Origin of the sequence: uncultured Porphyromonas sp., assembly GCF_900541275.1 — a bacterium.
GTDB lineage: Bacteria > Bacteroidota > Bacteroidia > Bacteroidales > Porphyromonadaceae > Porphyromonas_A.
In genome coordinates this window covers 535800-562455 of sequence record NZ_UQJH01000001.1, presented here as the reverse complement: position 1 = coordinate 562455, position 26656 = coordinate 535800, and the positions used below count along the sequence as shown (strand labels likewise).

At 56.4% G+C, this 26656-nt stretch carries 22 protein-coding genes and 3 tRNA genes; 2 read left to right on the top strand and 23 right to left on the bottom strand.

All coding sequences use genetic code 11. The features are described from left to right. Positions 1 to 340: 340 nt before the first annotated feature. The 6 genes from QZR17_RS02310 to QZR17_RS02285 form a co-directional block, all read right to left on the bottom strand. Positions 341 to 422: transfer RNA gene (locus tag QZR17_RS02310), tRNA-Leu, on the bottom strand. 173 nt (positions 423 to 595) lie between these two features. After that, entirely contained in the window at positions 596 to 1216 is a 621-nt protein-coding gene (locus QZR17_RS02305; RefSeq protein WP_296158748.1) for an L-threonylcarbamoyladenylate synthase, read from the bottom strand. Position 1217: 1 nt separating this feature from the next. Continuing rightward, positions 1218 to 1934: an SAM-dependent methyltransferase gene (locus QZR17_RS02300; RefSeq protein WP_297127123.1), complete on the bottom strand. Its 717-nt coding sequence runs from the start codon at positions 1932 to 1934 to the stop codon at positions 1218 to 1220. Positions 1935 to 1938: 4 nt separating this feature from the next. Beyond that, positions 1939 to 2637 (bottom strand): M15 family metallopeptidase, encoded by a 699-nt coding sequence (locus QZR17_RS02295; protein ID WP_297127121.1) that lies wholly within the window; start codon positions 2635 to 2637, stop codon positions 1939 to 1941. A gap of 5 nt (positions 2638 to 2642) precedes the next feature. Further along, the gene (rho, locus tag QZR17_RS02290) at positions 2643 to 4499 is read right to left on the bottom strand and encodes a transcription termination factor Rho (RefSeq protein WP_297127118.1); all 1857 of its coding nucleotides are present in this window, start codon (positions 4497 to 4499) and stop codon (positions 2643 to 2645) included. Between the two features lie 205 nt (positions 4500 to 4704). Then, a tRNA-Tyr gene (locus tag QZR17_RS02285) sits at positions 4705 to 4787 on the bottom strand. Positions 4788 to 5008: 221 nt separating this feature from the next. Here QZR17_RS02285 and gmk point away from each other — a divergent pair. Further along, positions 5009 to 5584 carry a guanylate kinase gene (gene gmk, locus QZR17_RS02280; protein WP_297127115.1) on the top strand — a complete coding sequence of 192 codons (576 nt, stop codon included), beginning with the start codon at positions 5009 to 5011 and terminating at the stop codon, positions 5582 to 5584. A gap of 3 nt (positions 5585 to 5587) precedes the next feature. Beyond that, complete coding sequence (nadD, locus tag QZR17_RS02275) at positions 5588 to 6211, top strand: nicotinate (nicotinamide) nucleotide adenylyltransferase (protein WP_297127112.1); 624 nt, start codon at positions 5588 to 5590, stop codon at positions 6209 to 6211. Positions 6212 to 6214: 3 nt separating this feature from the next. Here nadD and aroC read toward each other — a convergent pair whose 3' ends face one another. The 17 genes from aroC to QZR17_RS02190 form a co-directional block, all read right to left on the bottom strand. Continuing rightward, complete coding sequence (aroC, locus tag QZR17_RS02270) at positions 6215 to 7303, bottom strand: chorismate synthase (protein WP_297127109.1); 1089 nt, start codon at positions 7301 to 7303, stop codon at positions 6215 to 6217. Between the two features lie 4 nt (positions 7304 to 7307). Next, on the bottom strand, positions 7308 to 8747 hold the full coding sequence (locus tag QZR17_RS02265) for a TIGR00341 family protein (protein ID WP_297127106.1): 1440 nt from the start codon (positions 8745 to 8747) through the stop codon (positions 7308 to 7310). After that, positions 8747 to 10231 carry a hypothetical protein gene (locus tag QZR17_RS02260; RefSeq protein WP_297127103.1) on the bottom strand — a complete coding sequence of 495 codons (1485 nt, stop codon included), beginning with the start codon at positions 10229 to 10231 and terminating at the stop codon, positions 8747 to 8749. The genes QZR17_RS02265 and QZR17_RS02260 overlap by 1 nt, the downstream gene beginning before the upstream one ends. Before the next feature lie 6 nt (positions 10232 to 10237). Beyond that, positions 10238 to 11344 (bottom strand): Holliday junction branch migration DNA helicase RuvB, encoded by a 1107-nt coding sequence (gene ruvB, locus QZR17_RS02255; protein ID WP_297127101.1) that lies wholly within the window; start codon positions 11342 to 11344, stop codon positions 10238 to 10240. An 18-nt stretch (positions 11345 to 11362) separates the two neighbouring features. Then, positions 11363 to 13669, bottom strand: coding sequence for a ribonuclease R (gene rnr, locus QZR17_RS02250; RefSeq protein WP_297127099.1), 2307 nt, complete (start codon positions 13667 to 13669; stop codon positions 11363 to 11365). Between the two features lie 391 nt (positions 13670 to 14060). Next, positions 14061 to 14729: a hypothetical protein gene (locus QZR17_RS02245; RefSeq protein WP_297127096.1), complete on the bottom strand. Its 669-nt coding sequence runs from the start codon at positions 14727 to 14729 to the stop codon at positions 14061 to 14063. Positions 14730 to 14737: 8 nt separating this feature from the next. Next, the gene (locus tag QZR17_RS02240; RefSeq protein ID WP_297127093.1) at positions 14738 to 14944 is read right to left on the bottom strand and encodes a hypothetical protein; all 207 of its coding nucleotides are present in this window, start codon (positions 14942 to 14944) and stop codon (positions 14738 to 14740) included. A gap of 318 nt (positions 14945 to 15262) precedes the next feature. Then, positions 15263 to 15336, bottom strand: a tRNA-Ile gene (locus QZR17_RS02235). A gap of 276 nt (positions 15337 to 15612) precedes the next feature. After that, positions 15613 to 16281 (bottom strand): pyridoxamine 5'-phosphate oxidase, encoded by a 669-nt coding sequence (gene pdxH / locus QZR17_RS02230; RefSeq protein WP_297127090.1) that lies wholly within the window; start codon positions 16279 to 16281, stop codon positions 15613 to 15615. 35 nt (positions 16282 to 16316) lie between these two features. Further along, on the bottom strand, positions 16317 to 17822 hold the full coding sequence (locus tag QZR17_RS02225) for a TrkH family potassium uptake protein (RefSeq protein WP_297127087.1): 1506 nt from the start codon (positions 17820 to 17822) through the stop codon (positions 16317 to 16319). Between the two features lie 16 nt (positions 17823 to 17838). Beyond that, positions 17839 to 19185, bottom strand: a complete 1347-nt coding sequence (gene trkA, locus QZR17_RS02220) for a Trk system potassium transporter TrkA (protein ID WP_297127084.1) — start codon at positions 19183 to 19185, stop codon at positions 17839 to 17841. 3 nt (positions 19186 to 19188) lie between these two features. Continuing rightward, the gene (gene dxs / locus QZR17_RS02215; protein ID WP_297127082.1) at positions 19189 to 21108 is read right to left on the bottom strand and encodes a 1-deoxy-D-xylulose-5-phosphate synthase; all 1920 of its coding nucleotides are present in this window, start codon (positions 21106 to 21108) and stop codon (positions 19189 to 19191) included. Between the two features lie 364 nt (positions 21109 to 21472). Further along, positions 21473 to 22039, bottom strand: a complete 567-nt coding sequence (rplI, locus tag QZR17_RS02210; protein ID WP_297127079.1) for a 50S ribosomal protein L9 — start codon at positions 22037 to 22039, stop codon at positions 21473 to 21475. Positions 22040 to 22088: 49 nt separating this feature from the next. Then, a complete protein-coding gene (gene rpsR, locus QZR17_RS02205; protein WP_018107163.1) occupies positions 22089 to 22370 on the bottom strand; it encodes a 30S ribosomal protein S18 in 282 nt (93 codons plus the stop codon). Positions 22371 to 22401: 31 nt separating this feature from the next. Further along, a complete protein-coding gene (gene rpsF / locus QZR17_RS02200; RefSeq protein ID WP_297127076.1) occupies positions 22402 to 22782 on the bottom strand; it encodes a 30S ribosomal protein S6 in 381 nt (126 codons plus the stop codon). 100 nt (positions 22783 to 22882) lie between these two features. Then, positions 22883 to 24217: a GDSL-type esterase/lipase family protein gene (locus QZR17_RS02195; protein ID WP_297127073.1), complete on the bottom strand. Its 1335-nt coding sequence runs from the start codon at positions 24215 to 24217 to the stop codon at positions 22883 to 22885. Positions 24218 to 24267: 50 nt separating this feature from the next. Further along, positions 24268 to 26577 (bottom strand): outer membrane beta-barrel protein, encoded by a 2310-nt coding sequence (locus QZR17_RS02190; RefSeq protein ID WP_297127069.1) that lies wholly within the window; start codon positions 26575 to 26577, stop codon positions 24268 to 24270. Positions 26578 to 26656 lie beyond the last annotated feature (79 nt).

Here is a 26656-nt window from a genome sequence, read left to right as displayed (position 1 = left end):
GTGTACACTCTCAGGTCTTAATCCAATGACCGGTATACAGTCCTAGTAATATTCAATCAACTGTGTACTTTTTCCAGGAATCGCATACAGGGTCCGACCATAGTCGGGTCAGCAAACGCATCAAGAGCCTGTAGAAACCGGCTGTTTCTAATATCGGGTTTAGAGAAATCTATTACCGGTAAAAGAGAATCCTAATATCGGTATTAGTCGTGGCTAATATCGGTATTAGAAATAGGCCTCCTCCACCGGGCAAAAAAATACGCCCTAAGCAAAAGCTTAGAGCGTCAAAAACCAAAACTTACAATCTATGAAAACTAATCATCAATCTTACCTAAACGAGTGCGGCTGAAGGGACTCGAACCCTTACGGATTTCTCCACCAGATCCTAAGTCTGGCGCGGCTACCAATTACGCCACAGCCGCTAATTGTCCGTGGCTCCCCCAAGTCTATCTGCTACTCGCAGGAGAGACCCTTTTCCCAAAGAATCATCCTCCTTTCTTCTTTTCGAGTGCAAAGATACTATTTTTCCACTAATGTGCAAGCGGGGAAACTAAATAATTTTATTCTCCTCCCTGGTTGACCCTGCGCTAATGTCCTACAGCTTTAGCTCCTCCGGTCCCTCACGCACAATGGAGTAGGGCTCCGAGGTGCAGTCGATGATCGCCGACTCCTGCAGACTGCCGATGCCGCCATCCACCACATGCTCAACCTTGTCGCCCCAGAGCTCGTTGATCAGCTCGGGATTGAAGTCGTAGGCGATGTCCTCCAGCTGCTGCGGCAGCTCCGGGAGAGAGAAGCCGGTGAGTGGGGAACCACTGTAGCGTATCAGCGAGAGGACCAGCTCGTGGCGGGGGATGCGGATGCCCACCTCCTTACGACCCTTATAGATACGGGGTAGGGCGCTGCTCGTGGGGAGGATAAAGGTGAAGGGTCCGGGGGTATTCTGCTTCATCATCCGGAACATCTCGTTGTCCAGCTTGGCATACTCGCTCGCCTGCGAGAGGTCCTGACACATGATCGTAAAGTGGCTCTGCTCCGGATCCACCCCCTTGATGTCAGCGAGCTGACCGAGAGCCGATATGCTGAGGGCATTGCAGCAGATACTGTAGGCGGTGTCGGTCGGGATGATCAGCAGCTTGTCCGCCTGCAGTGACTGCGAGAGTTGCTTCAGCAGGACGGGCGAGGGTGTGCCATTGGTGTAGTATTTCAGTAACATATCATTGTCCTATTAGGAAGATTGCCGGTCTCTTGTGCCAGCTGCTCTCTCGTGAGAGCACTTGTCGCCACTCGGAGATGGTCATCCGGTGGATCTCCTCCTGGTCCGTGGTGAGGTCCACTGCCATACAGAGGGAGAGGTCGCTCGGCAGGAGCTCCACCAGCTCCCTCAGCAGTCGGTCGTTTCGGTAGGGTGCCTCGATGAATATCTGCGTCTCACCGATCCGACGGACCCGAGCGGCAGCCTCGCCTAAGGCCTGGCGTCGCTCCTTGCCGTCAAAGGGGAGATAGCCGTGGAAGGCAAAGGACTGACCGCTGAAGCCTGATGCCATCAGCGACAGGATGATAGAGGATGGACCGACCAGCGGGACGACGTCGAAGCCGGCCTTGTGGCAGTCGGCGACGACGATGCTCCCTGGGTCGGCGACGCAGGGACAGCCTGCCTCGCTCATAAAGCCCACGTCCACGCCCTCACCGAGGAGTGTCATCACCCTCTCCCTCGGGTAGCTGTACCCCTTGTGCTTATCAACCTCGAGTAGGAGCAGGTCGTCCAAGTCCTTCTCTGGGCAGAGCGAGCGGATGCAGCGCCGAGCCGTCCGGGCACTCTCCACCACGAAGTGGCTCAGCCGGGAGACCAGCTCGACATTTAGCGCGGGTGCGTACCGAGAGGTGGGGCTATCGCCCAGCGAGACCGGTATCAGGTATAGCTTCCCTTTCATATCGTCAGAAGTCTAAGAGCCGATTTTGCTCCCGTACCTCGCGGATCGAATTGCGCTCCTGGAAGTGCCACCACTCCTTGCGGATCGGTCTCAGTCCCACGCGGTCCATCAGATGGAAGAGGTATTGCCTATTCTTCATCGCCTCTCTCGTGATGAGTCCCTGCTTGACCAGAGCCGCTTCATTATTGATGTGGGCACGTATGCCGAAGTGGTCGACCGGGCTGCCCATGTCAAGTGGCTGACCAGACTCCCTGTCGTAGAGGCTCATATCGACAGCGACCCCGTAATTATGCCGCCCGCCACCCCGCTTACTGACCGGTGCGACGTAGACCTTGCTCGAGGTGTCCTTGACGAGATCCCACATCCGCTGCTGGACTGAGAGAGGTCGCGCTGCATCGTAGATGATGATCGAGTAGCGGTCGCCCCTCTCCTCCCGCAGTATCTGCTGGGCTTTCGCAATCTTGGCTGCAAAGTCGGGGGTCAGATAGGCGGTGGCGAAGTCTCCGTAGACATCCGCCTGCATGAAGTTGTCGCTCCGAGAGTACATAAGGTCTACTATGATGGTGGAGTCCACCTCGGAAATGTCGACTAGTCCGTAGGCGCGCATCTTAACATCTATCGAGCTCTGAGCCAGCCCCTCTGTCACAGAGAGGGCGAGCACTAGACCGACAAGGTAGAGGTGGCACCGACGGATCACGCTCATCGCCATTAGCTATTCATCGATGCGAGGAACTCGACATTATCCACCGTGCCACGGATCTGCTTTAGGACAAACTCCATCGCCTCCTGAGTATTCATATCGGCGAGCTGACGGCGGAGGATCCACATACGGCGGCGCGTATCCTCGCTCTGTAGCAGGTCATCGCGACGAGTGCCGGAGGCATTGAGATCAATGGAGGGGAAGATGCGCTTGTCGGAGAGCTTGCGGTCGAGCTGCAGCTCCATATTGCCGGTACCCTTGAATTCCTCAAAGATCACCTCGTCCATCTTGGATCCCGTATCGATCAGTGCGGTGGCAAGGATCGTCAGCGAGCCACCGTGCTCGATATTGCGAGCTGCACCGAAGAAGCGCTTAGGCTTCTGAAGCGCATTGGCATCAACACCACCGGAGAGTACCTTACCGGAGGCGGGCTGGACTGTATTGTAGGCGCGTGCGAGGCGGGTGATGGAGTCGAGGAGGATCACTACATCGTGTCCGCACTCGACCAAGCGCTTTGCCTTCTGAAGCACCAGCTCGGAGATCTTGACATGCTCCTCTGCAGGCTCGTCGAACGTGGAGGCAATCACCTCTGCATCCACATTGCGACGCATATCGGTCACCTCCTCCGGTCGCTCATCGATCAGGAGGACGATCATATAGACCTCGGGGTGGTTGTAGGCAATGGCATTGGCCACATCCTTCAGCAGCATCGTCTTACCGGTCTTGGGCTGAGCGACGATCAGACCGCGCTGACCCTTGCCGATCGGGGAGAAGAGGTCAAAGATGCGAGTCGCAGTCCGGTCGTAGACGTGAGCCGAGCTGGGTACCTCGAGCTTGAATTTCTCTGTCGGGAAGACGGGGAGTAGGTGGTCAAAGGGGACCCTGTCGCGTACCACCTTGGGGTCGCAGCCATTGAGACGGATCAGCTTCTTCATGGGGAAGAACTTATCCTGGCTCTTCGGGGCGGAGATGACCGCCTCTACCACGTCTCCTGTCTTGAGACCATAGTTCTTGATCTGGCTCTGTGCCACGTAGACGTCGTCTGGAGAGGAGAGGTAATTGTAGTCAGCGGAGCGGATGAAGCCATAGCCGTCGGGTAGCACCTCGAGCACTCCGGTGGCGGTAAGCGCATCGCCGAAGTCGTACAACCCCTGGCTGGCGGGGCGCTTCGGGCTTTGGTTGCTCGGCAGACTTTTCATAGACTCCTCTCTGCTCTCCTGTTCCTTAGGCGCCTCCTCAGTGGGCTGCTCGTGCTTTGCCGTAGTGGGCTCCCTGCGGGGCTCGCTCTTCTTAGGCTCTGAGGGCTTGCTGCTCTGCTGAGAGGGTCGAGGGTTGGGGGTGAGCATGCCCATCAGGTCATCGAGGACGGTGTCTGTGGCATTCTTATTCACAAAGACCGTCTTCTTCTCCGCGGGAGTTTCCTTGGCCTCCTTTTCGTTGGCTGACCTCGAGTCTTCCTTCTTCGGCTGACTATTCTTCTCCTTGTCTTTGTCCTTATCCTTGGCGCTCTCGCTCTCCTGCTTGCTCTCTGCTTGGTTTTTGCGAGGGCGTCCGCGCTTCTTCTGGGTAGCAGGCTTGTCCTCCTTCTTCGCCTCCTTAGCGGGGTCGCCCTCCTCCGACTTCTTGTCTTTGCCGGTGGAGCGATTGTTTGCCGTGCTTCGGGTGCGCTTGTTGTTGCTCTGGCGAGGAGTGGTCGATTCGGTCTGACCCTTGGTCTTGGTGGCCACGTGGACCGCCTGGGCATCGAGTATGCCGTAGATGATCTCGCGTGCCTCGGTGTCCGGGCTGGTTTTTACCTTAAGATCAGCAGCCACTTTATTGAGGTCTTCTCTGCTTAGCTTGGAGAGCTCAGTGATGGTGTACATATAAATGGATTGGAATTAGTCTTTCTGTCCCTATCGGCTCATAAGGATGCGATGGTCGGGGGCTCTCACTGAAGTATGGAGACACACCCCCTTGGCGACTCCCCGATCGGGGTATAGAAGCATCGATCCGCCAGTCACTCAGTAGATCACGTCAGGTGGTGAGCGACGTGGATGTGACGATAGGGTAAAGAGTGATAATGAATAGTGCGCAGAGGCGGATTCGAACCACCGAAGGTGAAAACCAGCTGATTTACAGTCAGCCCCAGTTGGCCACTTTGGTATCTGCGCGTGAGAGAGGGTAGGGCAATGATGTGAGCTCTCGGAGACCCCTTCCCTATTAGTGCAAAGTTAGATAAAAGCTATCTATTGCACAACCGAGCCTGCTGTCAGCTGCCTTGGGACTTTCCTCGGAGGTGAGCGGGAACTTTCGGGGATGAAAAGGGGAGACGGCAAAAAGTTGGTACCTTTGACTTGAGATAGATAGTATCAATCACTTTTTACTCCCCTACATGCAAGGCAAGCTAATCATTTTCTCCGCCCCCAGCGGCTCGGGTAAGAGCACGATCATCAATAAACTTATGAGTGAGTATGGCCTCCGGGGCCGCTTCTCCATCTCTGCCACCTCGCGCAAGCCGCGTGGCAGCGAGCGGGATGGCGTCGAGTACTACTTCCTCTCGGAGGAGGACTTCAGGAAGCGGATCGGGGAGGGGGACTTCCTGGAGTACGAGGAGGTCTATCCCGGATGCTTCTATGGGACGCTCCGGAGTGAGGTGGACCGGACGCTGGCTCAGGGGGAGAATGTGATCCTCGACATCGACGTGCAGGGGGGACTTAATGTCAAGAAGATCTATGGTGACAGAGCGCTGACGCTCTTCATACAGCCTCCGAGTATTGAGCGTCTGCGGGAGCGACTGGAGCGGAGGGGGACGGATGCCCCTGAGGTGATTGAGCGCAGGCTCGCCAAGGCCGAGACGGAGCTCTCTTTTGCTCCCAAATACGATGCGATCGTCGTGAATGACGACCTTGAGGAAGCGTGTCAGTCTGCAGCTCGTGTCGTTGAGGATTTCCTTACTGCTGACCTGTAACGGATGCGCGAGATACTCTTCTACCCAGGCTCCTATAGCCCCCTGCATATCGGTCATCTCTGCCTCGCCAATTACATTATCGAGCAGATGCGAGACCGCTTCGATGAGCTGTGGTTTTCGCTCACACCGAGCAACCCCTTCAAGGAGGACAACCTGCTGCTACCGGACGACTTCAGGCGGCGCTGGGCGGAGAGTCTCCTGCGGGAGCACCCTAAGATCCGCCTAAGCCTCGATGAGTGGGAGCTGCCACAGCCCAATTATACCCTCCGGACAATGCAGTACCTCCATGAGAAGTACCCGGACAGTCACTTTACACTCCTGATGGGGCTCGATAGCCTGCTCTGGCTCCATAAGTGGTACCATAGCGATGAGCTGACACAGACGACCGACATACTAGTCTATCCGCGACCGGGATACCATCTGCCGGAGGACTTTGAGATGCCAGTCCGGACGCGAGTGATCGACGATGTGCCGACGTACGAGGTCTCTTCAACAGACATCAGAGAGCGTCTCGAGGAGGGAAAGGATCTTCCCTATCTCCTCGCCACCTCTATCGGTGATCCGCTGTACCAGGAGCTATTGGAGCTGATCCGCACCTCAGGGCATAGAAACGGGGCGGAGGAGTAAGCCTCACGACAGGGGTCCTGCCCCACGGAGGAGCATGTACTGATCGACGAGGACCAGTGCCGTCATGGCATCAACGATAGGTAGCACGCGGGGAAAGACGGAGCAGTCGTGGCGACCTGAGATAGTGAGATCGGTGGGATGACCATCGGTGTCTACTGTAGACTGAGGGCGAGCAATGGAGGCGATGGGCTTGAAGGCGGTTCGGAATCGGATTACTTCCCCATTGGAGATGCCGCCCTGGATGCCTCCCGAGTGATTGGTGGAGGTTCGGATTTCGCCCTTTTCATTAGTGACAAAAGGATCATTAGCCTCTCTCCCCATCATCTCAGCGAGGGCAAAGCCGTCCCCGATCTCAATGCCCTTGGCGGCATTGATACTCATCATCGCCGAAGCAAGGTCGGCAGAGAGCTTGTCGTAGAGCGGATCTCCCCACCCGGCAGGCATGCCTCGCACCACCGTCGAGACCACACCACCGAGGGAGTCACCGTCGGCACGAGCCTGACGGACCAGTGCCTCCATCTGCTGCTCTGTAGCCGGGTCGGGACAGCCGTATTCGGAAGCCTCCACCTCGGCGCTGTCTACCTCATCCATATAACTATCCGGTAGCCCCAAGCCTCCCAGCCGTGAGGTGTAGGAAACAATCTCCAGTCCCACCTCCTCTCGGAGGATCTGGCGAGCAATTGCCCCGCCCACCACGCGGACTGCTGTCTCTCTGGCTGATGCCCTGCCACCACCCCGCCAGTCCCGGATGCCGTACCTCTTAGTATAGGTATAGTCCGCATGCGAGGGGCGAAAGACATCCCTCAGTCGGTCGTAGTCGGAGCTCCGGTGCTGCTCATTGGGGATCAGGAAGGCGAGCGGCGTGCCGGTAGTGACGCCGTCCAAGAGACCGGAGACGAAGTCGAGCCGGTCACTCTCCCGCCGCGCGGTCGATCCCTCGGAGGCTCCACCACGCCTGCGGGCAAGCTGATGCGCCACCTCATCGCTGTCGATTCTGAGACCGGCAGGGCAGCCGTCGATGACCCCTCCGATACAGGGACCATGCGACTCTCCAAAGGTGGTGAGACGAAAGAGCTTGCCGTGGGTATTCATACCACTACTCCTTCTTGGCTGAAGTGAGGATGTCTACCCTCGACTTGGGGATCCGAATGGCCACCCAGCGACGTATGGTTTGCTCTCTCTCCTCGGTGAGCTTGCTTGAGGGCGTGTAGATCCGGACAAGGAAGGTCGTATCCGGGCTGATGACCTCGAGAGAGTCCTGATTGTAGGTGATCACGTCGCCAAACTCCAGCTGACTCACCTCAGGGAAGAGCGCCTTCATATCGACGGCAAGTCGCTTCGACTCCTCTCCGATAATGGCATACTGGGAGAGCAGTCTCTGCAGTGAGTCGATCTGGTAGTGCTGGTAAGCGACGAGGTCAGCGGTTCCGCGTCCGCCATCGCCCTTGTATACGTCACTGAGGATCGAGGAGCGGAGGCGCTGAGCGTTTTGCCGGTCGTAGTTTTGCTGGATCATCAAAGCGGTCTTGCGGAGACCATAGCCGTCGAGCTTCGCATCCAGCACTTTCTCCTCCTCCTCGGTTATCTCAGAGCCGAGTACATTCACGGTTATAAAAGTGGAGTCGCCACGCTTGTAGGAGTCGTAGGAGAGGACATAGCGGTCATCGCCAGCGACCTCAGAGCGGATGAAAGCTCGCTCTGCCTGCTCCTTGACCGAGGTCTGTACCATCCGTACTGCCAAGTAAATACTGGGCAGGAGTGTGCAGATGACGATGACAGCAACGGCGCGATTGAGCATCCGACCCCGCTTCTTATCGACATATGTGACCCGCGGGTAGTCGAGCGCGCGGACAGTGATGTAGGTGGCGAGACCGATAAAGACAGCGTTGATGATGTAGAGGTAGAAGGCTCCGATGAAGTAGTGGAGGTTCATCGTTGCGATGCCATATCCTGCAGTGCAGAGCGGGGGCATAAGGGCGGTGGCGATGGCGACACCGGGGATCACATTCCCTTTATTCCTACTGGCACCGGCGGTAATACCTGCCAGACCGCCGAAGGAAGCGATCAGCACGTCGTAGAATGTAGGCTGCGTGCGAGCCAGCAACTCACCTGTGGGAGCCTCCATAGGCGAGAGGAGGAAGTAGACTGTAGCAGTGGTGATGCCGATGAGGGTCATCATACCGAGGTTCTTGAGGCTCCTCTTGACCAGATCGAAATCTGTGATCCCAAGACCGAGGCCAAAGCCGAGGATAGGACCCATAAGCGGGGAGATGAGCATCGCACCGATGATGACGGCGGTCGAGTTCATATTGAGCCCCAGTGCGGCAATGAAGATCGCACAGATCAGGATCCACATCTTGGGACCCTTAAAGTCGACGTCAGCAGCGATGGACTCGATGGTCTTCAGCTCATTTTCCTTATCGAGACCGAGGTCGAAGTACTCCTTGAGGAAGCCGATGAGACCTTCTTTTTTCTTTATCTGAGGCTCTTGCTTCTCAGCCTCTTCAGGAGTGGAATTGGATGGTTGGGTACTCATTATCTACGATGACGTAATTGAGCAAAAACAGGAGTAAAGAGGTAGCCCGCAAAACCGATGTAGATCAGCAGGAGGAGTGTACGGAGTACAAGTGTGAGTGCCACACTCTCGGGGTGGATCTGCATCCCCCCGAAGTAGAAGAGCGCTCCCAGCGCCAGGATCCCGAGATCCGACCGTGTCCGGTAAGCAATCGGATGGTGGCGCTGACCGAGGACGTAGGAGAGCAGGAGCATGACGAGATTGCAGCTGACGGCGGCCCACGCACAAGCGATGAAGCCGAAGCGGGGGACGCCCAGCGTGATGATCGTTAGTGTGACGACCAGTCCGATCACGGCAAAGAGCGCCCCGTAGTAGGTCCGGTCGGTCACTTTGTACCACACCGAGAGGTTGTAGTATATCCCAAAGAGGATCTCGCTGAACATCATCCACGGCACGATCACCAGCCCGGAGTAGTAGTCAGGGCGGACGATGACCTTGAAGACATCGATCCAGTACATCACCCCCACGAAGATCACCGAGGCGAAGAGGATGAAGTAGGTCATCGCCATCGTGTAGGCCTGACCGGCGTCACGCGACTTCATTTTGCTAAAGACGAAGGGGTCGTAAGCGAAGCGGAAGGCCTGTAGGAACATCACCATGATGACCGAGATCTTGAGGTTTCCGCCAAAGATCCCGAGCGCCGTCATCCCCTCACCGTGGTCGGCATAGAGGTAGGGGATCAGCACCTGACCGGCCATCTTATTGAAATCCCCCGCCAGCCCGAGCAGCACCAGCGGACCGCAGTAGAGTGCCAGCTTGGGCAGGAGCTCCCGGTCAAAGCCCTTGATCCCGTACCGGAAGAGCGGCAGCATCATCAGCGCCTCAATGCCGGAGGCGAGGAGGTTGGAGATGAAGATGTAGCCAACCCCCATGCCGGATCGGTAGAGCCAGCCGGGGAGAGCGTACCCCGCTGCCTCGAGTCGCGGACAGACGATGAGGAAGAAGAGGTTGAAGAAGATATTGAGACCGATGAAGAGGAACTTGTAGAAGGCAAAGCGCCAGGGCTTATGCTGATACCGCAAGTAGGCAAAGGGGAGTGACATCAGGGCATCCAGCGCCACGATGACGACAAACATCCCCACGTACTCCGGGTGAAGGGGGTACTTCAGGAAGTCCGCTATCGCTTGCGTCTGGGTGAGACCGATGAGGAGGAAGATCAGCACCGGGACCGACAGCACCTTGAGGCAGGTGGCGAAGACCTGCTGCGGCTTATCGGAGGTATTGATAAAGCGGAAGAGCCCCGTCTCCAGGCCAAGCGTCAGCACCACTAAGATCACACTGACCCAGGCGTAGAGATTGGTCACTATGCCATACTCCGCCGAGGTTGCCAGCACCCGGATGTAGAGGGGTGCCAGAAGCCAATTGAGAAACTTGCTGACGATATTCGTAAGGCCATAGACCACTGTGTCCTTGGCCAGACTCTTCATACCACCACCCTGTGCCATAAGTCTTTAGAGTGAGAAATCTTGCTCATCCCAGAGCATCTGTCCCCGAGCCGGCGCCTGAGAGGGTCGGCCAAAGTGGGTGTAGGCCAGCGAGGTGACGACGCGCCCTCTGGGGGTCCGCTTGAGGAAGCCCTCCTTGATCAGGAAGGGCTCGTAGACATCCTCGACGGTGCCGGCATCCTCTCCTATGGAGGTGGCGATGGTCTCGACGCCCACCGGACCGCCCTCAAACTTGTCCATGATTGCCAAGAGGATCTTACGGTCGATCTGATCCAGTCCGTACTCATCGATATTGAGCGCCTCGAGGGCATAGCAAGCCACCTCGTGCGTCACCTTACCGGTCCCCTTGACCTGAGCGAAGTCGCGCACTCTCCTCAGGAGCGCATTGGCCACACGAGGCGTGCAGCGACTGCGATTGGCGATCTCTGTCGCCGCGCGCTCCTCGCACTCGATCCCCAGGATGCCGGCACTACGGAGGACGATCTCCCGCAGCATCTCCGCATCGTAGTACTCGAGGTGCATATTGATCCCAAAGCGGTCCCGCAGCGGAGCGGTCAGGAGACCGCTTCGTGTGGTGGCACCGATGAGGGTAAAGGGCTCGAGGTCAAGGCGAATGCTCCTCGCCCCAGGACCCTTGTCGATCAAGATGTCGATCCGGAAGTCCTCCATGGCAGAGTAGAGGTACTCCTCCACCACAGGTGGCATGCGATGGATCTCATCAATGAAGAGCACCTCTCCCGGCTCAAGCGAGGTGAGTACACCGGCGAGGTCTCCCGGCTTATCCAGCACCGGGCCTGAGGTGACCTTGATCCCCACACCGAGCTCATTGGCAATGATCTGAGAGAGGGTGGTCTTCCCCAGTCCGGGTGGACCGTGGAGCAATACGTGGTCGAGCGTCTCACCCCGCATCTTCGCTGCCTTGACGAAGACGCTGAGATTGCCCACCACATCGGGCTGACCGGTGAAGTCCTCGAAGCGCTGCGGTCTCAGGAGCTTGTCGGGATCCTTTCGCCCATCCTCTGAGAGAGAGGGGGGTAGTGGATCACTCCCGAGCTCGACACCACGTATGTCGAAGTCCTCCAGACCCTCTATCTTACGATCCTCGTCGCGCATGTCATCCGATCTCCTCTGTCAGTGTCTGCGACCTGAACGGTTACCGCCACGACCGCCACCGCGGTGTGAGTCATAGCCTCCTCTGCGATGATCATCCTGAGGCTGACCGGCCGGCTTATCCGCTAGCTCAAAGTCGAGGAACCTCTTCTGGAGATCGGCTCGTGCGACACGGATCTTGATCATATCACCGAGGGCATAGCGACGGCGGGTATTGATACCCACGAGGGCCATAGTCTTGTCATCGTACTCGTAGAAGTCATCGCTGAGGTCACGGATCGGCACCAGTCCCTCGCAGCCATTCTCCTTGATCTCCACAAAGATCCCGAAGTCCTTGACACCACTGACCATACCCTCAAACTCCTGCCCCAGTCGCTCCTGCATATACTCGATCTGCTTGTACTTAACAGAGGAGCGCTCCGCATCGGCAGCCGTCTTCTCCATCTCAGAGTCGTGCTCGCAGATGGCATCGAGGTCGCTCCTGTCAGCACTCTTCCCGGTGGTCATATACTGCCACAGGAGGCGGTGGACCATCATGTCAGGGTGGCGGCGGATAGGGCTGGTGAAGTGGGTGTAAAACTCAAATCCGAGCCCGAAGTGACCAATATTCTCTGTCTGGTACACAGCCTTGGACATCGTGCGGATTGCAAGGATCTGAATCACATTCTCCTCCGGCTTCCCCTTGATCTCCTCAAGGAGCTTATTGAGGTTGTCGGAGATGGACTGGGCATCACCGGTGTAGACAAACTTGTATCCCAGCCGCCCTACGTACTCGGCAAAGTTCTGCAGCCGCTCCTCGTCCGGCCTGTCGTGCACACGATAGATAAAGGGTGGGACCTTCTCGTCCCGCTCCTTGGCCAGCTTAGCAATGTGCTTGGCGACGGTGCGATTGGCGAGCAGCATATAGTCCTCGATCAGGCGATTGGCATCGGTATTCTCCTTCACATGGACAGCGATAGGCTTACCCTTCTCGTCGAGGTCAAACTCCAGCTCCTCTTGCTCAAACTCGATCGAACCGTGCTCGAAGCGCTTCTTCCTCAGAGCCTTGGCCATCTCATCCAGCCTATGGATCGCCTCCTCTATCTCGGGCGTCACACCGGGCTGACCATCGATCACCTCCAGCACCTCCTCGTACTTAAATCGGTAGTCACTATGGATCACAGTGCGGGCGACATGGTAGTCGAGCACAGTGCCGAGGGGATTCATACGGAAGATGCAGGAGAATGCGGGCCTGTCCACACCTGCGCGGAGGGAGCAGAGGTCGTTGCAGAGTCGCTCCGGCAGCATCGGGACAGTGCGGTCGACCAAGTAGACGCTGGTCGCACGCTGAGAGGCCTCCTCGTCGATCGGGTCCCCGGGGGTGACGTAAGAGGTGACGTCGGCAATGTGGACGCCTACCTCATAGGTGCCGTCTCCGAGGTCCTTGTAGGAGAGTGCGTCATCGTAGTCCTTCGCAGACTCCGGGTCGCATGTAAAGGTGAGTCGGTCACGGTAGTCCTCTCTCTTGTACTTCGGATCGTATGCCATCTGCTCATCGAGGTCATTGGCGTACTGCTCCAGATTTTCCGGATAGGAGTAGGGCAGACCATACTCTGCGAGTATCGCATGCATCTCGGTGTCGTTGCTCCCCGGCTCACCGAGGCGTGAGATCACCTCACCGACAGGATTCTTGGCATGGTCCGGCCACTCCAGCACATGGACCAGTACCTTCTCGCCATCCTGAGCGCCATTGAGGTTGCGATCCGGGATCAGGATGTCATTGTCCAGCTTACGGCTGTCAGTGATAAGGAAGTTGTAGCCGTGGCTGATCGACATGACGCCGACAAAATTGGTCACCACCCGCTCCAGTATCTCGATCACCTCGCCCTCGATCTCCTGTCCCGGGCGCAGAGCTAGCAGCTGCACCATTACCTTATCGCCATCAAAGGCGTGGGCGGAGTTTCGCTCCGCTACGCGGATCGGGTCGCTCCCATCCTCGGGGTAAAAGAAATTGTGTCCCTTGCCGGCCTTGCGGCGGAAGGATCCCACGAGCTTCGTATTCTTTGTCCGGTAAATGAACTCGTCACTGGCGGCACCTGCCTGGATGAGCTTCTCGCGCATCAGCTGATCAAGCACCTCTCTGACCATCTGCTTCTCCGATCCATCATCAGCGCCGACCGTCTCGCAGATCTCGTCGACAGATACACAGACATTGGCATGGCTGGTGAAGTAGTCGATGACATCCCTCCTGTAGCGAGAGAAACCCCGCTCTTTTTTACTCGGCTTGTAGGACGAGTCCCTAAATGCCTGACTACTCTTCTCTTTTCTTGACTTAAATTTCTTACCCATTGATTTTTCTGTGTATCATTAGTGACCGACAAAGTTACCCAAATTTCCACACCTCCTGCCCTCCTCTCGACCGACCCTCAGGGGGTGTGGCTGAGCTGCTCCTCTCGTGCCCTTCCGACTGGTGCCTGTGTGGATGAAATCTAATACCGATATTAGACTTTTCTAATATCGGTATTAGTGTCACCTAATATCGGTATTAGATAAGCCCCTCCAAAAAAGCCAGAGAGTGCGGAAGCTCCTTTCGCACTCTCTGGATGATCAAAGTGGTCCCACACGGGCTTGAAGAGTCGTGGACTCCCTGGTTATGAGTCAGGAAAAGACAACTTATAAACCGATGAATAGGTGGTGTTTATGACGTTTCCAGCATATCCGTTGCGCAAAAATTGCGCAGTCACTTGCGCTTTAGGGTGCGTGTGGTGGTCTCTCGGAGCTCCCTCGGGCCATCTTGACGGCTCTCATACTTTTGGCGGGTGAGCCAATAGTCCCCGTCAGGTGCGTAGCTGTATACATACGTCCAGATGGTAGTCTCTCCGTATGAGGTGTCGGTCTCTCGGATCAGCTCCCCTCGGTCGTTATACTCGCTGTCGAGCTGCATCGTCACCTTACCGGTCGCCTTATAAGTATAGCGGGACTGCGTTACCCTGCCCTTATCGTCATATGTCCACGCTATAGAGTAGTCATCAGCGTCCTGCTGTATCTGTTGCCCTCTCGGGACCGCACGACGCTCCTCCACGCCATTACCATCCTCGACAACACAGCTATCAGGCATTACGTTGTCGCCCTGATATATGTAGGTCTTAGAGGACATACTAAAATCGGTGTCAATGCTTATCTCATCCACCACCCGACCGATGTCATCCAGCTTATAGCATACATCATAGTGTTGGCCGTCAAGGTCAGTGTCGGGCAGGCTGATCAAGGTCTGCTCACATACCTCGGTTACGTCTGTAGGCAGTCTCTGCTGATCTCTCCAGCTATCAGATAAGGTGTCAGCATTGCCACTTGAACAACTGCATGCGAGCAGGAGGATGGATGTGGCTGTAAGTATTCTCTTTATCATATATTACTTTAGTCAATACGTATTACCTTGGCAATGGAGAGCTGTCGGATAGGGTCCCCAAGCACTTTACTAGTTGCCTTTTCTTCCAGATCCGAGTTGGCCGAGCTACAATTGTAGTGCTTATCCCCGTCCTCATCCGTGGAGACGTAAGTAAGTTGCTTAGTCGTACGTTGTCCATCATCAGTGAGGATCTCTAATATGGAAATAGCTTCCATTTTGCACGACCATATCACCGGTTGTTGTTATTGGGTCGAGACTAATCTCATCACCTAAAGTCCTTAAAACTCACAAGTAAAGATAGGTAATCTCGCCGGATCTGCATAGTTTTTTTGATAAAATGTTAAAGGCAACATACTCTTATCATAGTACGCGGTTTTTGCGGGATATGTGCGGGTTAATGTGGTAATATTGATCGAGTAGGCTACCCTCCTGATGCATCTCTTGCGGTCTATAGAGATCCTATATCTGCAAAAAAAGAGGAGAATGGTCTGTAACCGCTGATGTATAGCAACTTACAACCATTCTCCTCTCTGTGGTCCCACACGGGCTTGAACCGTGGACTCCCTGATTATGAGTCAGGTGCTCTAACCAACTGAGCTATAGGACCAATGTCGCTGTGTCGGATCCATAAGACCCTCGATATTGGCGCAAAGGTACGATTTTTTCCGCTCACTTCCGCCCCCCCTCACACACCAAAAACCCCCTTGCGGACGTGGGTCTGCAAGGGGGCTTGTGTTGTCGCCCTAAAGGGGCTTAGGAGAAAACTGTCTCTCGACAGCTCTGCGTCCTAATATTAACCTAAAATCTAATACTATGAAAAACACACTGCAAATGTAAGTCTATTTTGCTTGATTCGCAAGTTATTTTTTTATTGTCTCTCCTGTTACGGAGCAATTCGCGTAAGGGACCAGCTGCCATCCTCCTGCAGGAGGTATAGGAATCGGTCATGCAGGCGGCTGGGACGTCCCTGCCAAAACTCGATCCGGTGAGGCGTCACCTCATAGCCTCCCCAGCTCTCGGGGCGAGGCACCTTTACTCCCACCTTCAGCGCCTCCTTGGCAAACTCGGTCACGATGAACATCCGATTGGGGATCGGATGGCTCTGTGGCGATATCCGAGCGCCGACCTGACTCTTGTAGGGGCGCTTGGCGAAGTAGGCATCCGACACCTCCGGGGCGACATGCTGACAGATACCCTCGATATGGATCTGGCGCTGAAGCTGGTGCCAGAGGAAGGTGAGACTCACCTTGGGGTTGAGGTCGATCTGGTGCCCCTTGCGGCTCTCGTAATTGGAGTAGAAGATAAACTTCCCATCCTCGGAGATCTCCTTCAGCAACACCGTGCGGGTACAGGGCTGTCCATCGAGGGTAGCCGTGCTGACGATCAGGGCTGTCGGCTCTATCACATTGAGCCTAAGGGCATCCTCGAGCCACTCGCGACACTTGTCGAGCGGGTCTTTCGTCATATCGCTGTGCGAGAGTGAGCCGACGTTGTAGTCGCGCCGGATATCCTCGAGATTCATCTCCTCGCTCTTATGATTGGTGTCTGTCATTGCTTTACTGTATTATGTAAGATTAGGATAGGCTCTCAGCTCCGCCAATAGCTGGGGTGGAAGAGTGAGAGCACGGTGAAGATCTCCAGTCGACCCATCACCATCAGCAACGAGAGGAAAATATGCGTCACGCTGCTTAGCGATGAGAGGCCGCCATGCGGACCGAAGACGCCCAGGCCGCCCCCGGAATTAGAGAGGCAGGAGACTGCGCAGGAGAAGGAGTCGGTCAGATTATATCCCTCAGCGGTGATCACACCAGTCGCAATGATGGCGAGGGCTGAATAGGCGAAGAAGAATGAGGTGACCTGCACCACCACCTTGTCGGTGATGGGGGTGTTGCCCATTCGTATGGTGGAGACGACATTGGGGTGGACGCGCCGGACCAGCTCCTTACTGAGGTTCTTTGCCAACACCTCGAAGCGGATCACTTTCAAACCTCCTGAAGTGGAGCCGGAGCAGCCGGCGACAAACATAGAAGCTATCACGATCAGGGCAAAGAAGCTCCCCCAGACTGAGTAGTCACCGGAGGAATACCCAGTGGTCGTCTCGAGGGTGGTAACGGCAAAGAGACTCTTGAGGAATGCATCTCCCACGTCAAAATAACCCGAGTACCAGAGCCATATGGCACCAATGGTCGTCATGATGAGCACCAAGGAGAGGAACCACCGGAGCTCGCTGTCCTGAAAAAGGCGCTTCGGTTGCCGCTTTACGATTGCAAAGTAGATGAGCGAGAACTGCGTCGCTCCCAGTAGCATGAAGGTGATCGCCACCAGCTCAATATAGGTGGAGTGGAAGAAGCCGATCGACTCGGAGTGGGTACTGAAGCCTCCTGTGGATACGCACGAGAAGGTGTGGCAGACCGCATCGTACCAGCTCATGGGACCGATGCCGAAGAGCAGGATGCATAGGATCGTGAAGCTCAGATAGATGACGATGAGCCACTTCGCCATAGTCCCGATATGGGGGTCAAACTTCTGGTGCGTTACCCCGGTCGCTTCGCTATTGAAGATCGTCGTAGCCCGCTGCCCTGACATCGGTATGAGTGCCACTAGGAAGGCGATGATACCCAGTCCGCCGAGCCACTGCGTCGATGCGCGCCAGAAGAGGATGCTCCTCGGGACGTCTTCCACCCGGCTGATGACTGTAGCTCCCGTGGTGGTAAAGCCGGACATAGTCTCAAAGAATGCCGCCGGCGCAGAGGTGATGTAGCTACCCAGCAGATATGGAAGCATACCGATGAGGGAGACTAAGAACCAGCTGATCGTTACCGTCATTACTCCCTCACGAGAGCCTATGTTGGTATTCCCCTGATCTCTGCCAAGAAGAATTAGCAGTGCTCCCACAGCCACATCGACACCGGCAGTGATGGCAAGAGGTTTTGTCCCGGTATCGTGCGGATAGTAGAGGGAGATAAAGAGGGCGATGACGAGGAAGGGGAAGAGCACCATACAGAGCTCGCCCATCGTCCGGAGGACAAAGCGGAAGTTGAGGAGTCGCTTTGTCGGCTCGTAATCATCTACGAAAAAGTCTTCCCTTATCATAGCTCAGCTCAGTGCTTTACTTGAAGAGGTCATCTAGCTCAGCGTCGCTGGCGTTGATATTGAAGACGAGGACGGTATCTCCCGGCTTTAGGATCGTATGCCCCTCGACGAGATAGACCTCCCCATCTCTGAGGAAGCCTCCGAGAGTGATGCTGCGGGGGATCTTTAGGTCCTTGATGGGTGCCTTGGTGATGCTACTGCCCTCTGTAATGACGATCTCCAGCACATCTCCATGACCTATCGCCATCGTCTTCGCATCCGATATATCTATCCGGTGGAGGTGGCGGATGATCTTGCTGGCAGCGATGATCTTCTTATTCACTATGTTGCCGATGCCGAGCTGACTGGCGATGTCGAGGTAGTCGACATTCTCGATCTCTGCTACGGTGCGGGGGATGCCGAGGTGCTTGGCGTTCATCGTTGCGATCATATTGATCTCGGAGCTGCCGGTGAGCGCAAGGAATGCCTGTGTATTTCGGATCCCCTCCGAGATCAGGAGGTCGGAGTCGGCGGCGTCACCGTGGATGACCAGGGTGTTGTCGTTGGTCAGCTCAGAGATCTCCCGGCACTTATCCAGGTCCCGCTCGATGATCTTCACGCTCATATCGTGTGGCAGCAGCTCTGACGTGCGGAGCGCAATGTGACTGCCCCCCATAATGATCACCTTACGGACATCCACCTTTGGCTGACCGCAATACTCGCGCACGGTGTCCAAGTTTTGAGTATTGCAGGCGACGTAGACGATGTCATTGACCTCCAGAGTGTCATTTCCTCTCGGGACAAAGCTCTCCCGACCACGGACAATCGAGATGATGTGGAAGTGCTTCTCGTCGAGGTCCGACAGCTCCATAAGCCGCTTACCCAGCAAGGGGGAGTGCTTCGTGATGCGAGAGGCGCAGAGGTGGAGCCGTCCACCAAAGAGTCGCCAGTACTGGCGTGTCCAGGGTAGGCGGAGGCCATTGTAGATCTCTTGGGCGGCCAGTGCCTCCGGGTAGACCATCTCATCGACGCCAAGGCCATTGATGTAAGGAAGGTACTCGGGGAGGAAGTAATCGTAGTTGCTCACACGGGCGAGGGTCTTCTTGACTCCCATCCGATGAGCGATCATACAGGTGAGGATATTGGCACTCTCAGAGGGGGTTACGGCGACAAAGAGATCCGCCCCCTCCACCCCGGCATGCTTCAGCTGACGGATGGAGGTGGGATTACCTACGATGGGCATGATCTCGAGCGAGTTGTCGTAGGCAAAGTCCACCTTTTCCGGATCCTCGTCCATGAGGATCACATCGTGGTGCTCCTGCTGACTGATCAGCTTGGCTAAGTGGGTGCCGGTCTCTCCTGCTCCTACTATAAATACTCTCATCGCTTATACTCTATCCAAGAGGCTCTCCACCTCAGTCCTTATCCCCTCCTCGTCGATGCCTACATAGGCACGCTGTATCGCCACATCTCCGTGACGGATGTACTCATCTCCGACACCGAGACGGTGGATCGGGATCGTCACACCCCGATCTGCGTAGTACTCAAGGAGTGCGCTCCCCACCCCTCCGGCGAGAGCCGCATCCTCGATGGTGAGGATCTGACGATACCGCTGGGGAAGGTCATCTAGCAACTCAGTATCAAGGGGCTTAAGGAAGCGCAGATTGACCAGCCCCACAGACTGCTGTCTCTCCTCCCTCAGGCGCTCTACGACACGCCGAGCCACAGCGCCCACGGGACCATAGGTGACGATCACAAGCTCCTCCCCCTCTGCCAGCTCATCGCTCTTGCCGATCGGCAGCTCCTCCAGTGGCATGCGCCAGCTGCCATTGCTCCCCTCGCCACGCGGATAGCGGATGACGAAAGGCCCTTCATCCTTGTGCTTATAAGCGGTGTACATCATCATCCGCAGCTCCCACTCATCGATCGGGGACATCAGTGTCAGGCCGGGGATGGAGCGCAGGTAGGCGAGGTCATAGAGACCCTGATGCGTCATTCCGTCATTGCCGACAAGCCCGGCACGATCGACGCAGAGGATCACCGGGGCTCTCTGCTCAGCCACATCGTGGATCACCTCGTCGACGGCCCGCTGGAGGAAGGTGGAGTAGATGTTGCAGAAGGGGATCTGCCCCTCCAGTGCCAGACCGGCGGAGAAGGTTACCGCGTGCCCCTCAGCGATACCGACATCGAAAACTCTGTCGGGGTACTTACTGAGCATATAGCCCATTGAGCTCCCTGAGATCATAGCGGGGGTGATACCTACGACCCGATCGTCAAGGTCGGCCAGGTCGACTAAGGTTTTCCCAAAGACCTCCTGAAACTTCTCCGGTGCTCCATTTTTCTTACCTTTCTTTGCCAGCTCTCCGGTGCGGAGGTCGAAGCGTCCCGGGGCGTGCCAGAGGACGGAGCTGTCCTCTGCCGGCTTGTACCCCTTCCCCTTGATCGTCTTGACGTGAAGCAGCTTCGGTCCTTCGAAGTCCTTGATCGCCTCCAGCACAGAGACAAAAGTCTCGATGTCATTGCCATCAATGGGGCCGAAGTAGCGCATACTGAAGTCCTCAAAGAAATTTCCCTCGTCGGTCATCAGCGCCTTGATGCTGTTATTGAAGCGCTGAAGGTTTCGCTTCCTCGAGTCGGTGAGGAGATTGAGCTTCGAGAGCCCCTTCGCCCCCATATTGCGGAGCTTATTATACTCCGGACTGGTGATAAACTTGACTAAGTACCGGCTCAGCCCACCTGTCGCTGGGTCGATGGAGATGTGGTTGTCATTGAGGATGACGAGGACGTTATTGTGCCGCTCGGAGACGTTGTTCAGTCCCTCAAAAGCTAGCCCGCCCGAGAGAGCCCCATCACCGATCACGGCGATGATGTGATTGTCCTTATGGTCCAGCTTGCTGCCGGCAGCATATCCGACGGCGGCGGAGATAGAGTTGGACGCATGACCGGAGATAAAGGCATCATATATACTCTCCCCCGGGTGGAGGAAGCCACTGATGCCGCCCCACTGCCGCAGAGTGGGGAATGCCTCCCTCCTGCCGGTCAGTAGCTTGTGTGCATAGGCCTGGTGCCCGACATCCCAGATCACCTTGTCCTCCGGGGCATCGTAGACGTAGTGGACCGCCACAGCGATCTCCACGGCTCCCATACTGGCTCCGAAGTGTCCCGGAGTCTGACTCAGCACCTCCGTCAGGTAGAGACGGATCTCACGACAGAGCTGAGGAAGCTGTGAGCGATCAAGTCGCTTAAGATCCGCAGGAGTGTCGATATGTCTGAGGAGAGAGTAGCAGTCGTCTTTCTTAGCACACATAGCCGTAATGTTATTCCTGCCGCAAATATACCCATTTTTACCCCTTTCCCTTGGCCTCCGACTTCGCTCCGGCAAGAAAGCATTTACATCGCAATCATTATAAGGAGCCTTAAATCTGATCCTGTTTCTTCGGCTCTGCATATCTACTTGCACAAGACTGACTGACAGCAGGTAGCGATCAGTCAATTCTATTACCGGTATTAGTGTCAATTATTACCGACTATGGTTTCTCCTTATACCGATATTAGTTTGCCACACTCTGCTCCGGAAAAAGGACAATCCATAAAGCGAGATAGTGAGAATAAAAAAAGGGGCGTGCCGGCTAACCGACACGCCCCTTTTGCAAATGGGAATGTGCTAAGTATTACTCAGCAGACTCTGTCTCATTGCTCTCAGCAGCGACCTCCTCGCCCTCCTGCTCTTCATTGGAGGCAGCGACAGGCTCCTCAGCCGGCTTCTCCTCCTCCTTCGGGAGCTCGAGATCCTCAGGATTCTCGCTGGTGACAATGACAGGTACGTCGACGGCGATATCCTTGTGGAAGCGGATCTTGGCGACGTACTGACCGATCTCCTTGATACCGGGCATCTCGATCATCTTGCGATTGATCTCATACCCCTGAGCCTCCAGCTCGTCAGCCACCATAGTGGTGGTGATGGAGCCGTAGAGACTGCCGGTAGAGGATGTCTTGGCGGAGAGCTCCACCTTGGCACCGCTCAGCTTGTCGGCACGCTTCTGCGCCTCAGCCTTGAAGGCCTCAAGCTTACCTGCCTGTTGACGGAGGTTCTCCTCGTGTATGCGGATTGCGCTCTCGGTAGCGAGCACAGCCATACCCTTAGGGATTAGAAAGTTGCGACCATATCCGGGCTTCACGTCTACGATCTCGTTCTTGAAGCCGAGGTTACGGACATCCTCTTTCAAAATAAGTTTCATATTCTGTCTCCTTTTAGTATTCTCAAAAAATGATTGTCTGACTCCCGGATTACCTCTCCATCAGGTCGGTAACGTAGGGGAGGAGGGCAAGGTGGCGAGCACGCTTGACCGCCTGAGCGACGCGGCGCTGAAACTTCAGCGAGTTGCCGGTGATGCGACGGGGAAGGATCTTACCCTGCTCGTTGAGGAATCTCTTGAGGTACTCAGGGTCCTTGTAGTCGATGTAGTTGATGCCGGCCTTCTTGAAGCGACAGTACTTCTGCTTGTCGCGGGTCAGCTGGGTCAGGTAGCGCATCTTGGCTCTGCCCTTGTTGTATGTCTTCTTTGCCATGATATGTCAGTGTGCTTGTGTTACCGGATCTTTACTCTGCCTGTGCCTCCTCAGCGGGAGCCTCAGTAGCAGCAGGGGTAGTCTCCTTGTGGTTGCGACGACGCTTCTCAGCGTACTCGTGAGCAAAGCGATCCTGCTTGAAGGTCAGGAAACGGATGACATGGTCATCGCGGCGGAAGTTGATCTCGAGTGTATCGACAAAGTCAGGCTCTGCGTCAAACTCGAGGAGGAAGTAATTACCGGTAGATAGCTTGTGGATCGGGTAGGCGAGCTTGCGCTGACCCCACTCCTCACAGTTCACCACGACACCACCGTTGTCGGTGATCAGATTGGCGAACTTATCTACCGTTTCCTTTGTCTGGTCGGCAGACAAAATGGGAGTTAAAATGAAAACGGTTTCGTAATGGTTCATCTCTGTAACCTTATTAGTTGTGAGTGAATAAATGAATAATTCGGGTGCAAAGGTACCCCTTTATCCCCTCAATTCCAATACCCCACCGGCTTAGAATGGATCAGAGGTCCACCCGGCGGGCGATGTTGTCGCCAAGGATGCGGTAGCCGTCGGCATTGGGGTGCAGGCCGTCGCGGAAGAGGGCGTCGATGAGCTTGCCGTCCTCTGTCAGCCCCTCGGAGACGTCGATGAAGGTGGCTCCGGGGATGACGCTGATGAGCGACTCGGTCAGCATATTGAGCGGGCGGATCCGGGACATCATATCCTTGCGGGGCAGCACTCCGAGGACGTAGAGCCGAGCCTTGGGCTTCATACGCCGGATAAGGGCCGCCGTCTCAGCGATTCCGAGGGCGATGTGCTGGTTGTCGTCTCCAGCGGAGAGGTTATTGGTCCCGATGGCGAGGAGGATCACCTCCGGGTCGCAGTCGTCAATCTCTCCATGGGTGAGGCGCCAGTTGAGGTTTTCCACCCGATCCCAGCCGAAGCCCATATTGGTCACCACGCGGTCCCCGAAGAGCTTGCTCCATGAGTCATCCCCGCGGTGGTGCTGCGATGCCGGCAGTCCGGACCAGTAGTGCATGATCGAGTTACCCAGCACCAGTACGCTGGGCTTGGCGGTTCGATTGCGGAGGATCACCTCGTTATGCCGTTGCTCCCAGACGTAGGACTCCCGGTCCCTCGACTGCGTCACCGGCTGACAGACCCACTTCGTCGGTAGCCCCAGAGCCTCCCTCGCTTCCGAGGCAAGATCTCTCGCTTCCCCTGTAAGGATTAGGCGGGGTCGGGACTTCATCATCTCCTCCTTGGACAAGCCCTCAGGGACAGCGATCACCGGGATGTCCAGCTCGCGCTCCAGCCGAGCCGCGCGGGTCTCCGACGGACTCACACCCCGCTCCGACGGCAGGCAGACTAAGATCGGTCGCTCCACCCGGTCGGGTAGCCAGTCGAAGTACGCACCCTCGTCCACGCCCACCTGCAGTGACGTGACCGTCACCCCGAGGGGCAGATAGAGTCGGCAGCGGTCGCCGTACTTATGGGTGCTCTTCGTCTCAGGCTTGGTAAAGGTGATGAGGTCGCCCGCCACCATTGTCTCTCGGCAGGGTCGCGTCACTCCGTCGCAGTCGGTAGCGAAGAGGTCTATCCCCGATGAGATCGCCCCGTCGGCGGTGATCCGGATGCGGATCGTCGGTGAGGTGGTGTAAAACTCCACCAGCAGCCCATAGGAGCTGCTTCCCTTCCCAGCTCGCTCGTAGAGACCGGCATCAGTCGTCAGACGTCTCTGCACCGGGCAGGGATCGGCATCGGCAGGGTCCATCCACTGCTGAGCCCGTACGACCGGAGCCGACAGCAGGATGAGGAGCGAGACAAAGAGTGTGGATCTAAAGTAGGTACTCATATATAAATAGGTGTCTATCGTTGAGACCCACAAGGTACCTAAAACCAGGACTACATACCGAAGCGGCTGGTGTCCAGCAGCGACGGGCTCTTCACGCTCTTGTAGTTACCAAAGGTGTAGCGGATGTCCAGACTGAAGTTGCGCCCGTGTCGACTGGGGACAAAGTCAAACTGCTGCACCCCTTGGTTCGCCCTGACCCTCGGCGATCCCTTCTCCAGGAGATCGTTGCCCCGTACCGTCACGCTCCACTTCTTGTCCCGGCTGACCCACTTCATCCTCGCACTCAGATTAGCCAGATCAGAGATGTCATAGATCCCCTGCATGCTCCCCGTGATATAGGATAAGTCAAGTCCGGCGGTGAGTCCGTTACGCTCGCTGAGCACAAAGTCATTGGAGAGAGAGCCAAATAGATAAGTGCGTCGGCGATCTACGGTCCCGACAAAAGGCACATCAAGCTTGATCCACGTGGAGCCGACATCCAGCACCAGCCGTCCCTGCCACCAATCAGTCTTGGGAAGAGGCGCAACCGCCGTCAGGCTGAGGTTATTGTAGTAGTGCCAGTTCCAGGTCTTGTAGACGATCTTCTCCAGCTCCGGATCGAGATACATCTGCTGGATGAAGCAGTGAGGGGCGTAGTTATCGCTGATGACGAACTGGTACTTCCCCCTCAGCACATAGACCGCCTGCGCATTGTAGGTGACGAAGGGTCTGATATCGGGATTACCCTGCCACACCTGGAGGGCACTTCGCTGAGTAGAGAAGGGCTCGCGCTCAAAGTAGGCGGGGTACTTCTTCTGAGAGTTAAAGGAGAGTTGCAGCATATCCGTCTGAGAGATCCTGTAGAGGAGGGAGGCCTGAGGCATCAGTCGGAAGGTCTCCTCATGACCGTAGTATCGGGCATAGTCCCCGATGAGAGTCGCATCAATGGAGAGCGCGGAGGTGAGCTGCTTCTTGACCCCCAGGTATATGTCCGCCAGCAGCTCCCGGCTCACCCGCTCAGTCGGGTCAGTCGTCTGCGTTTCTCCGGCGACGACCCAGTACTGCTGACGATTGGCGGTGTGGGAGAGGGAGAACTTGCTCCCATACTCAATTCCCCAGCCGCCTCCCAGCCGGTGGCTATTGTCCACATGCGCACCCACGACACGAGACCGCTGACCGTTGTCGAAGGCAAAGGCCTCACTCGGCGTTGCGTCCATTCCGGTGCCATAGGTGACAGACTGGCTGTGGTGATAGTCCGTATAGAAGGCACCGATCATCAGGTGTCCGTCGTAGCCATACTCCACGCTGAGGTGGTGTGTCCCCTGCGTTGACTCCTGCTCCTTCTCTATCGGATGAGAGCGCTCGATATCCTTTTCGGCAAAGTGATTATTGGGGAAGAATGTACCGTAGTACGTCGTCGACAGGTCGTGGCGCCCCTTCCGGTATCCCAGGTCAAGCGAGAGGGTATGGGTGGTGAAAGAGCTCTTCCCGACATTGCGTGTCCTTATCTCCGGCAAGGAGCCGATGGGGCCGGTCACCACCGACAGATCGGAGATCCGGTCACCGAGACCGGCACCATACCTCCCTGAGACGGATAGTCCGCTCGGAGAGGTGTATAGGGCACTTCCCCCGGCAGCATACCGGCTGTAGTACTGAGAGGTATAGGTCCCAAAGAGCTGTGCGGAGAGCCCGGAGGTGACCCGGTCTCTGGACTGGTGCTTGAGTACAATATTGACGGACGCCCCCTTAGCCCGATACCGGGCGATCGGCGTGTAGGAGATCTCCGCACTCGCCACCAGTGACACCGGTATGGACTTGAGTTGCTCCAGCAGCTGATCCTGTGGCAGAGATGAGGGCTTGCCATTCATCACCAGAGTAAAGCCCGACACCCCGGCGAGCACCGGCACGCCGCCCTCCTCCCTCATCCCCGGCAGGCGGCAGAGCATCTCATAGGCGGTGGAGACGGGACTCTTCTCGAAGAGCAGCTCCACGTCATAGCTCGATATGCCGCCCTCCAGCAGCTTCATCACGGGACGGTCGGCACTCACCACCAGCCCCTCTAGCAGCTCACTCCGCGGCTCCAGACGAAGGGTGTCGGGGAGCGTCGCCCCGACCAGGTCGACCGTCAGCGGATGGTACATCAGGTGCGAGATACGGAGGCAGCACGCTCCCTCGCCGGAGAGCCTCACCGCCCCCTCGGCATCCGAGACCACCACCGCAATGGTCGTCGAGTCGGGTGCCAGGAGGAGGGCAGTCGCACCGGCGACCGCCTCGCCCGTGGTCTTGTCCCTCAGCAGTGTGTGGTAGTCCGTGGCGAGACAGGTCAGACCTGTCAGCAGCGTCACCAGCAATGACAGTAAGGTTTTGGTACAAGCGTTCATAACACCGATATCGTGATGAAAAGGAAATTAGGGAAAGGTTTTCGCCACAAAGATATACATAATCCCCCCCCCCCGCAAG

What these genes read in the sequence shown, in the direction of transcription:
- QZR17_RS02305 (WP_296158748.1), bottom strand. Translation starts at nt 1,216, where the DNA reads ATGTTACTGAAATACTACACCAATGGCACACCCTCGCCCGTCCTGCTG.
- QZR17_RS02300 (WP_297127123.1), bottom strand. Translation starts at nt 1,934, where the DNA reads ATGAAAGGGAAGCTATACCTGATACCGGTCTCGCTGGGCGATAGCCCC.
- QZR17_RS02295 (WP_297127121.1), bottom strand. Translation starts at nt 2,637, where the DNA reads ATGAGCGTGATCCGTCGGTGCCACCTCTACCTTGTCGGTCTAGTGCTC.
- rho (WP_297127118.1), bottom strand. Translation starts at nt 4,499, where the DNA reads ATGTACACCATCACTGAGCTCTCCAAGCTAAGCAGAGAAGACCTCAAT.
- gmk (WP_297127115.1), top strand. Translation starts at nt 5,009, where the DNA reads ATGCAAGGCAAGCTAATCATTTTCTCCGCCCCCAGCGGCTCGGGTAAG.
- nadD (WP_297127112.1), top strand. Translation starts at nt 5,588, where the DNA reads ATGCGCGAGATACTCTTCTACCCAGGCTCCTATAGCCCCCTGCATATC.
- aroC (WP_297127109.1), bottom strand. Translation starts at nt 7,303, where the DNA reads ATGAATACCCACGGCAAGCTCTTTCGTCTCACCACCTTTGGAGAGTCG.
- QZR17_RS02265 (WP_297127106.1), bottom strand. Translation starts at nt 8,747, where the DNA reads ATGAGTACCCAACCATCCAATTCCACTCCTGAAGAGGCTGAGAAGCAA.
- QZR17_RS02260 (WP_297127103.1), bottom strand. Translation starts at nt 10,231, where the DNA reads ATGGCACAGGGTGGTGGTATGAAGAGTCTGGCCAAGGACACAGTGGTC.
- ruvB (WP_297127101.1), bottom strand. Translation starts at nt 11,344, where the DNA reads ATGCGCGACGAGGATCGTAAGATAGAGGGTCTGGAGGACTTCGACATA.
- rnr (WP_297127099.1), bottom strand. Translation starts at nt 13,669, where the DNA reads ATGGGTAAGAAATTTAAGTCAAGAAAAGAGAAGAGTAGTCAGGCATTT.
- QZR17_RS02245 (WP_297127096.1), bottom strand. Translation starts at nt 14,729, where the DNA reads ATGATAAAGAGAATACTTACAGCCACATCCATCCTCCTGCTCGCATGC.
- QZR17_RS02240 (WP_297127093.1), bottom strand. Translation starts at nt 14,944, where the DNA reads ATGGAAGCTATTTCCATATTAGAGATCCTCACTGATGATGGACAACGT.
- pdxH (WP_297127090.1), bottom strand. Translation starts at nt 16,281, where the DNA reads ATGACAGACACCAATCATAAGAGCGAGGAGATGAATCTCGAGGATATC.
- QZR17_RS02225 (WP_297127087.1), bottom strand. Translation starts at nt 17,822, where the DNA reads ATGATAAGGGAAGACTTTTTCGTAGATGATTACGAGCCGACAAAGCGA.
- trkA (WP_297127084.1), bottom strand. Translation starts at nt 19,185, where the DNA reads ATGAGAGTATTTATAGTAGGAGCAGGAGAGACCGGCACCCACTTAGCC.
- dxs (WP_297127082.1), bottom strand. Translation starts at nt 21,108, where the DNA reads ATGTGTGCTAAGAAAGACGACTGCTACTCTCTCCTCAGACATATCGAC.
- rplI (WP_297127079.1), bottom strand. Translation starts at nt 22,039, where the DNA reads ATGAAACTTATTTTGAAAGAGGATGTCCGTAACCTCGGCTTCAAGAAC.
- rpsR (WP_018107163.1), bottom strand. Translation starts at nt 22,370, where the DNA reads ATGGCAAAGAAGACATACAACAAGGGCAGAGCCAAGATGCGCTACCTG.
- rpsF (WP_297127076.1), bottom strand. Translation starts at nt 22,782, where the DNA reads ATGAACCATTACGAAACCGTTTTCATTTTAACTCCCATTTTGTCTGCC.
- QZR17_RS02195 (WP_297127073.1), bottom strand. Translation starts at nt 24,217, where the DNA reads ATGAGTACCTACTTTAGATCCACACTCTTTGTCTCGCTCCTCATCCTG.
- QZR17_RS02190 (WP_297127069.1), bottom strand. Translation starts at nt 26,577, where the DNA reads ATGAACGCTTGTACCAAAACCTTACTGTCATTGCTGGTGACGCTGCTG.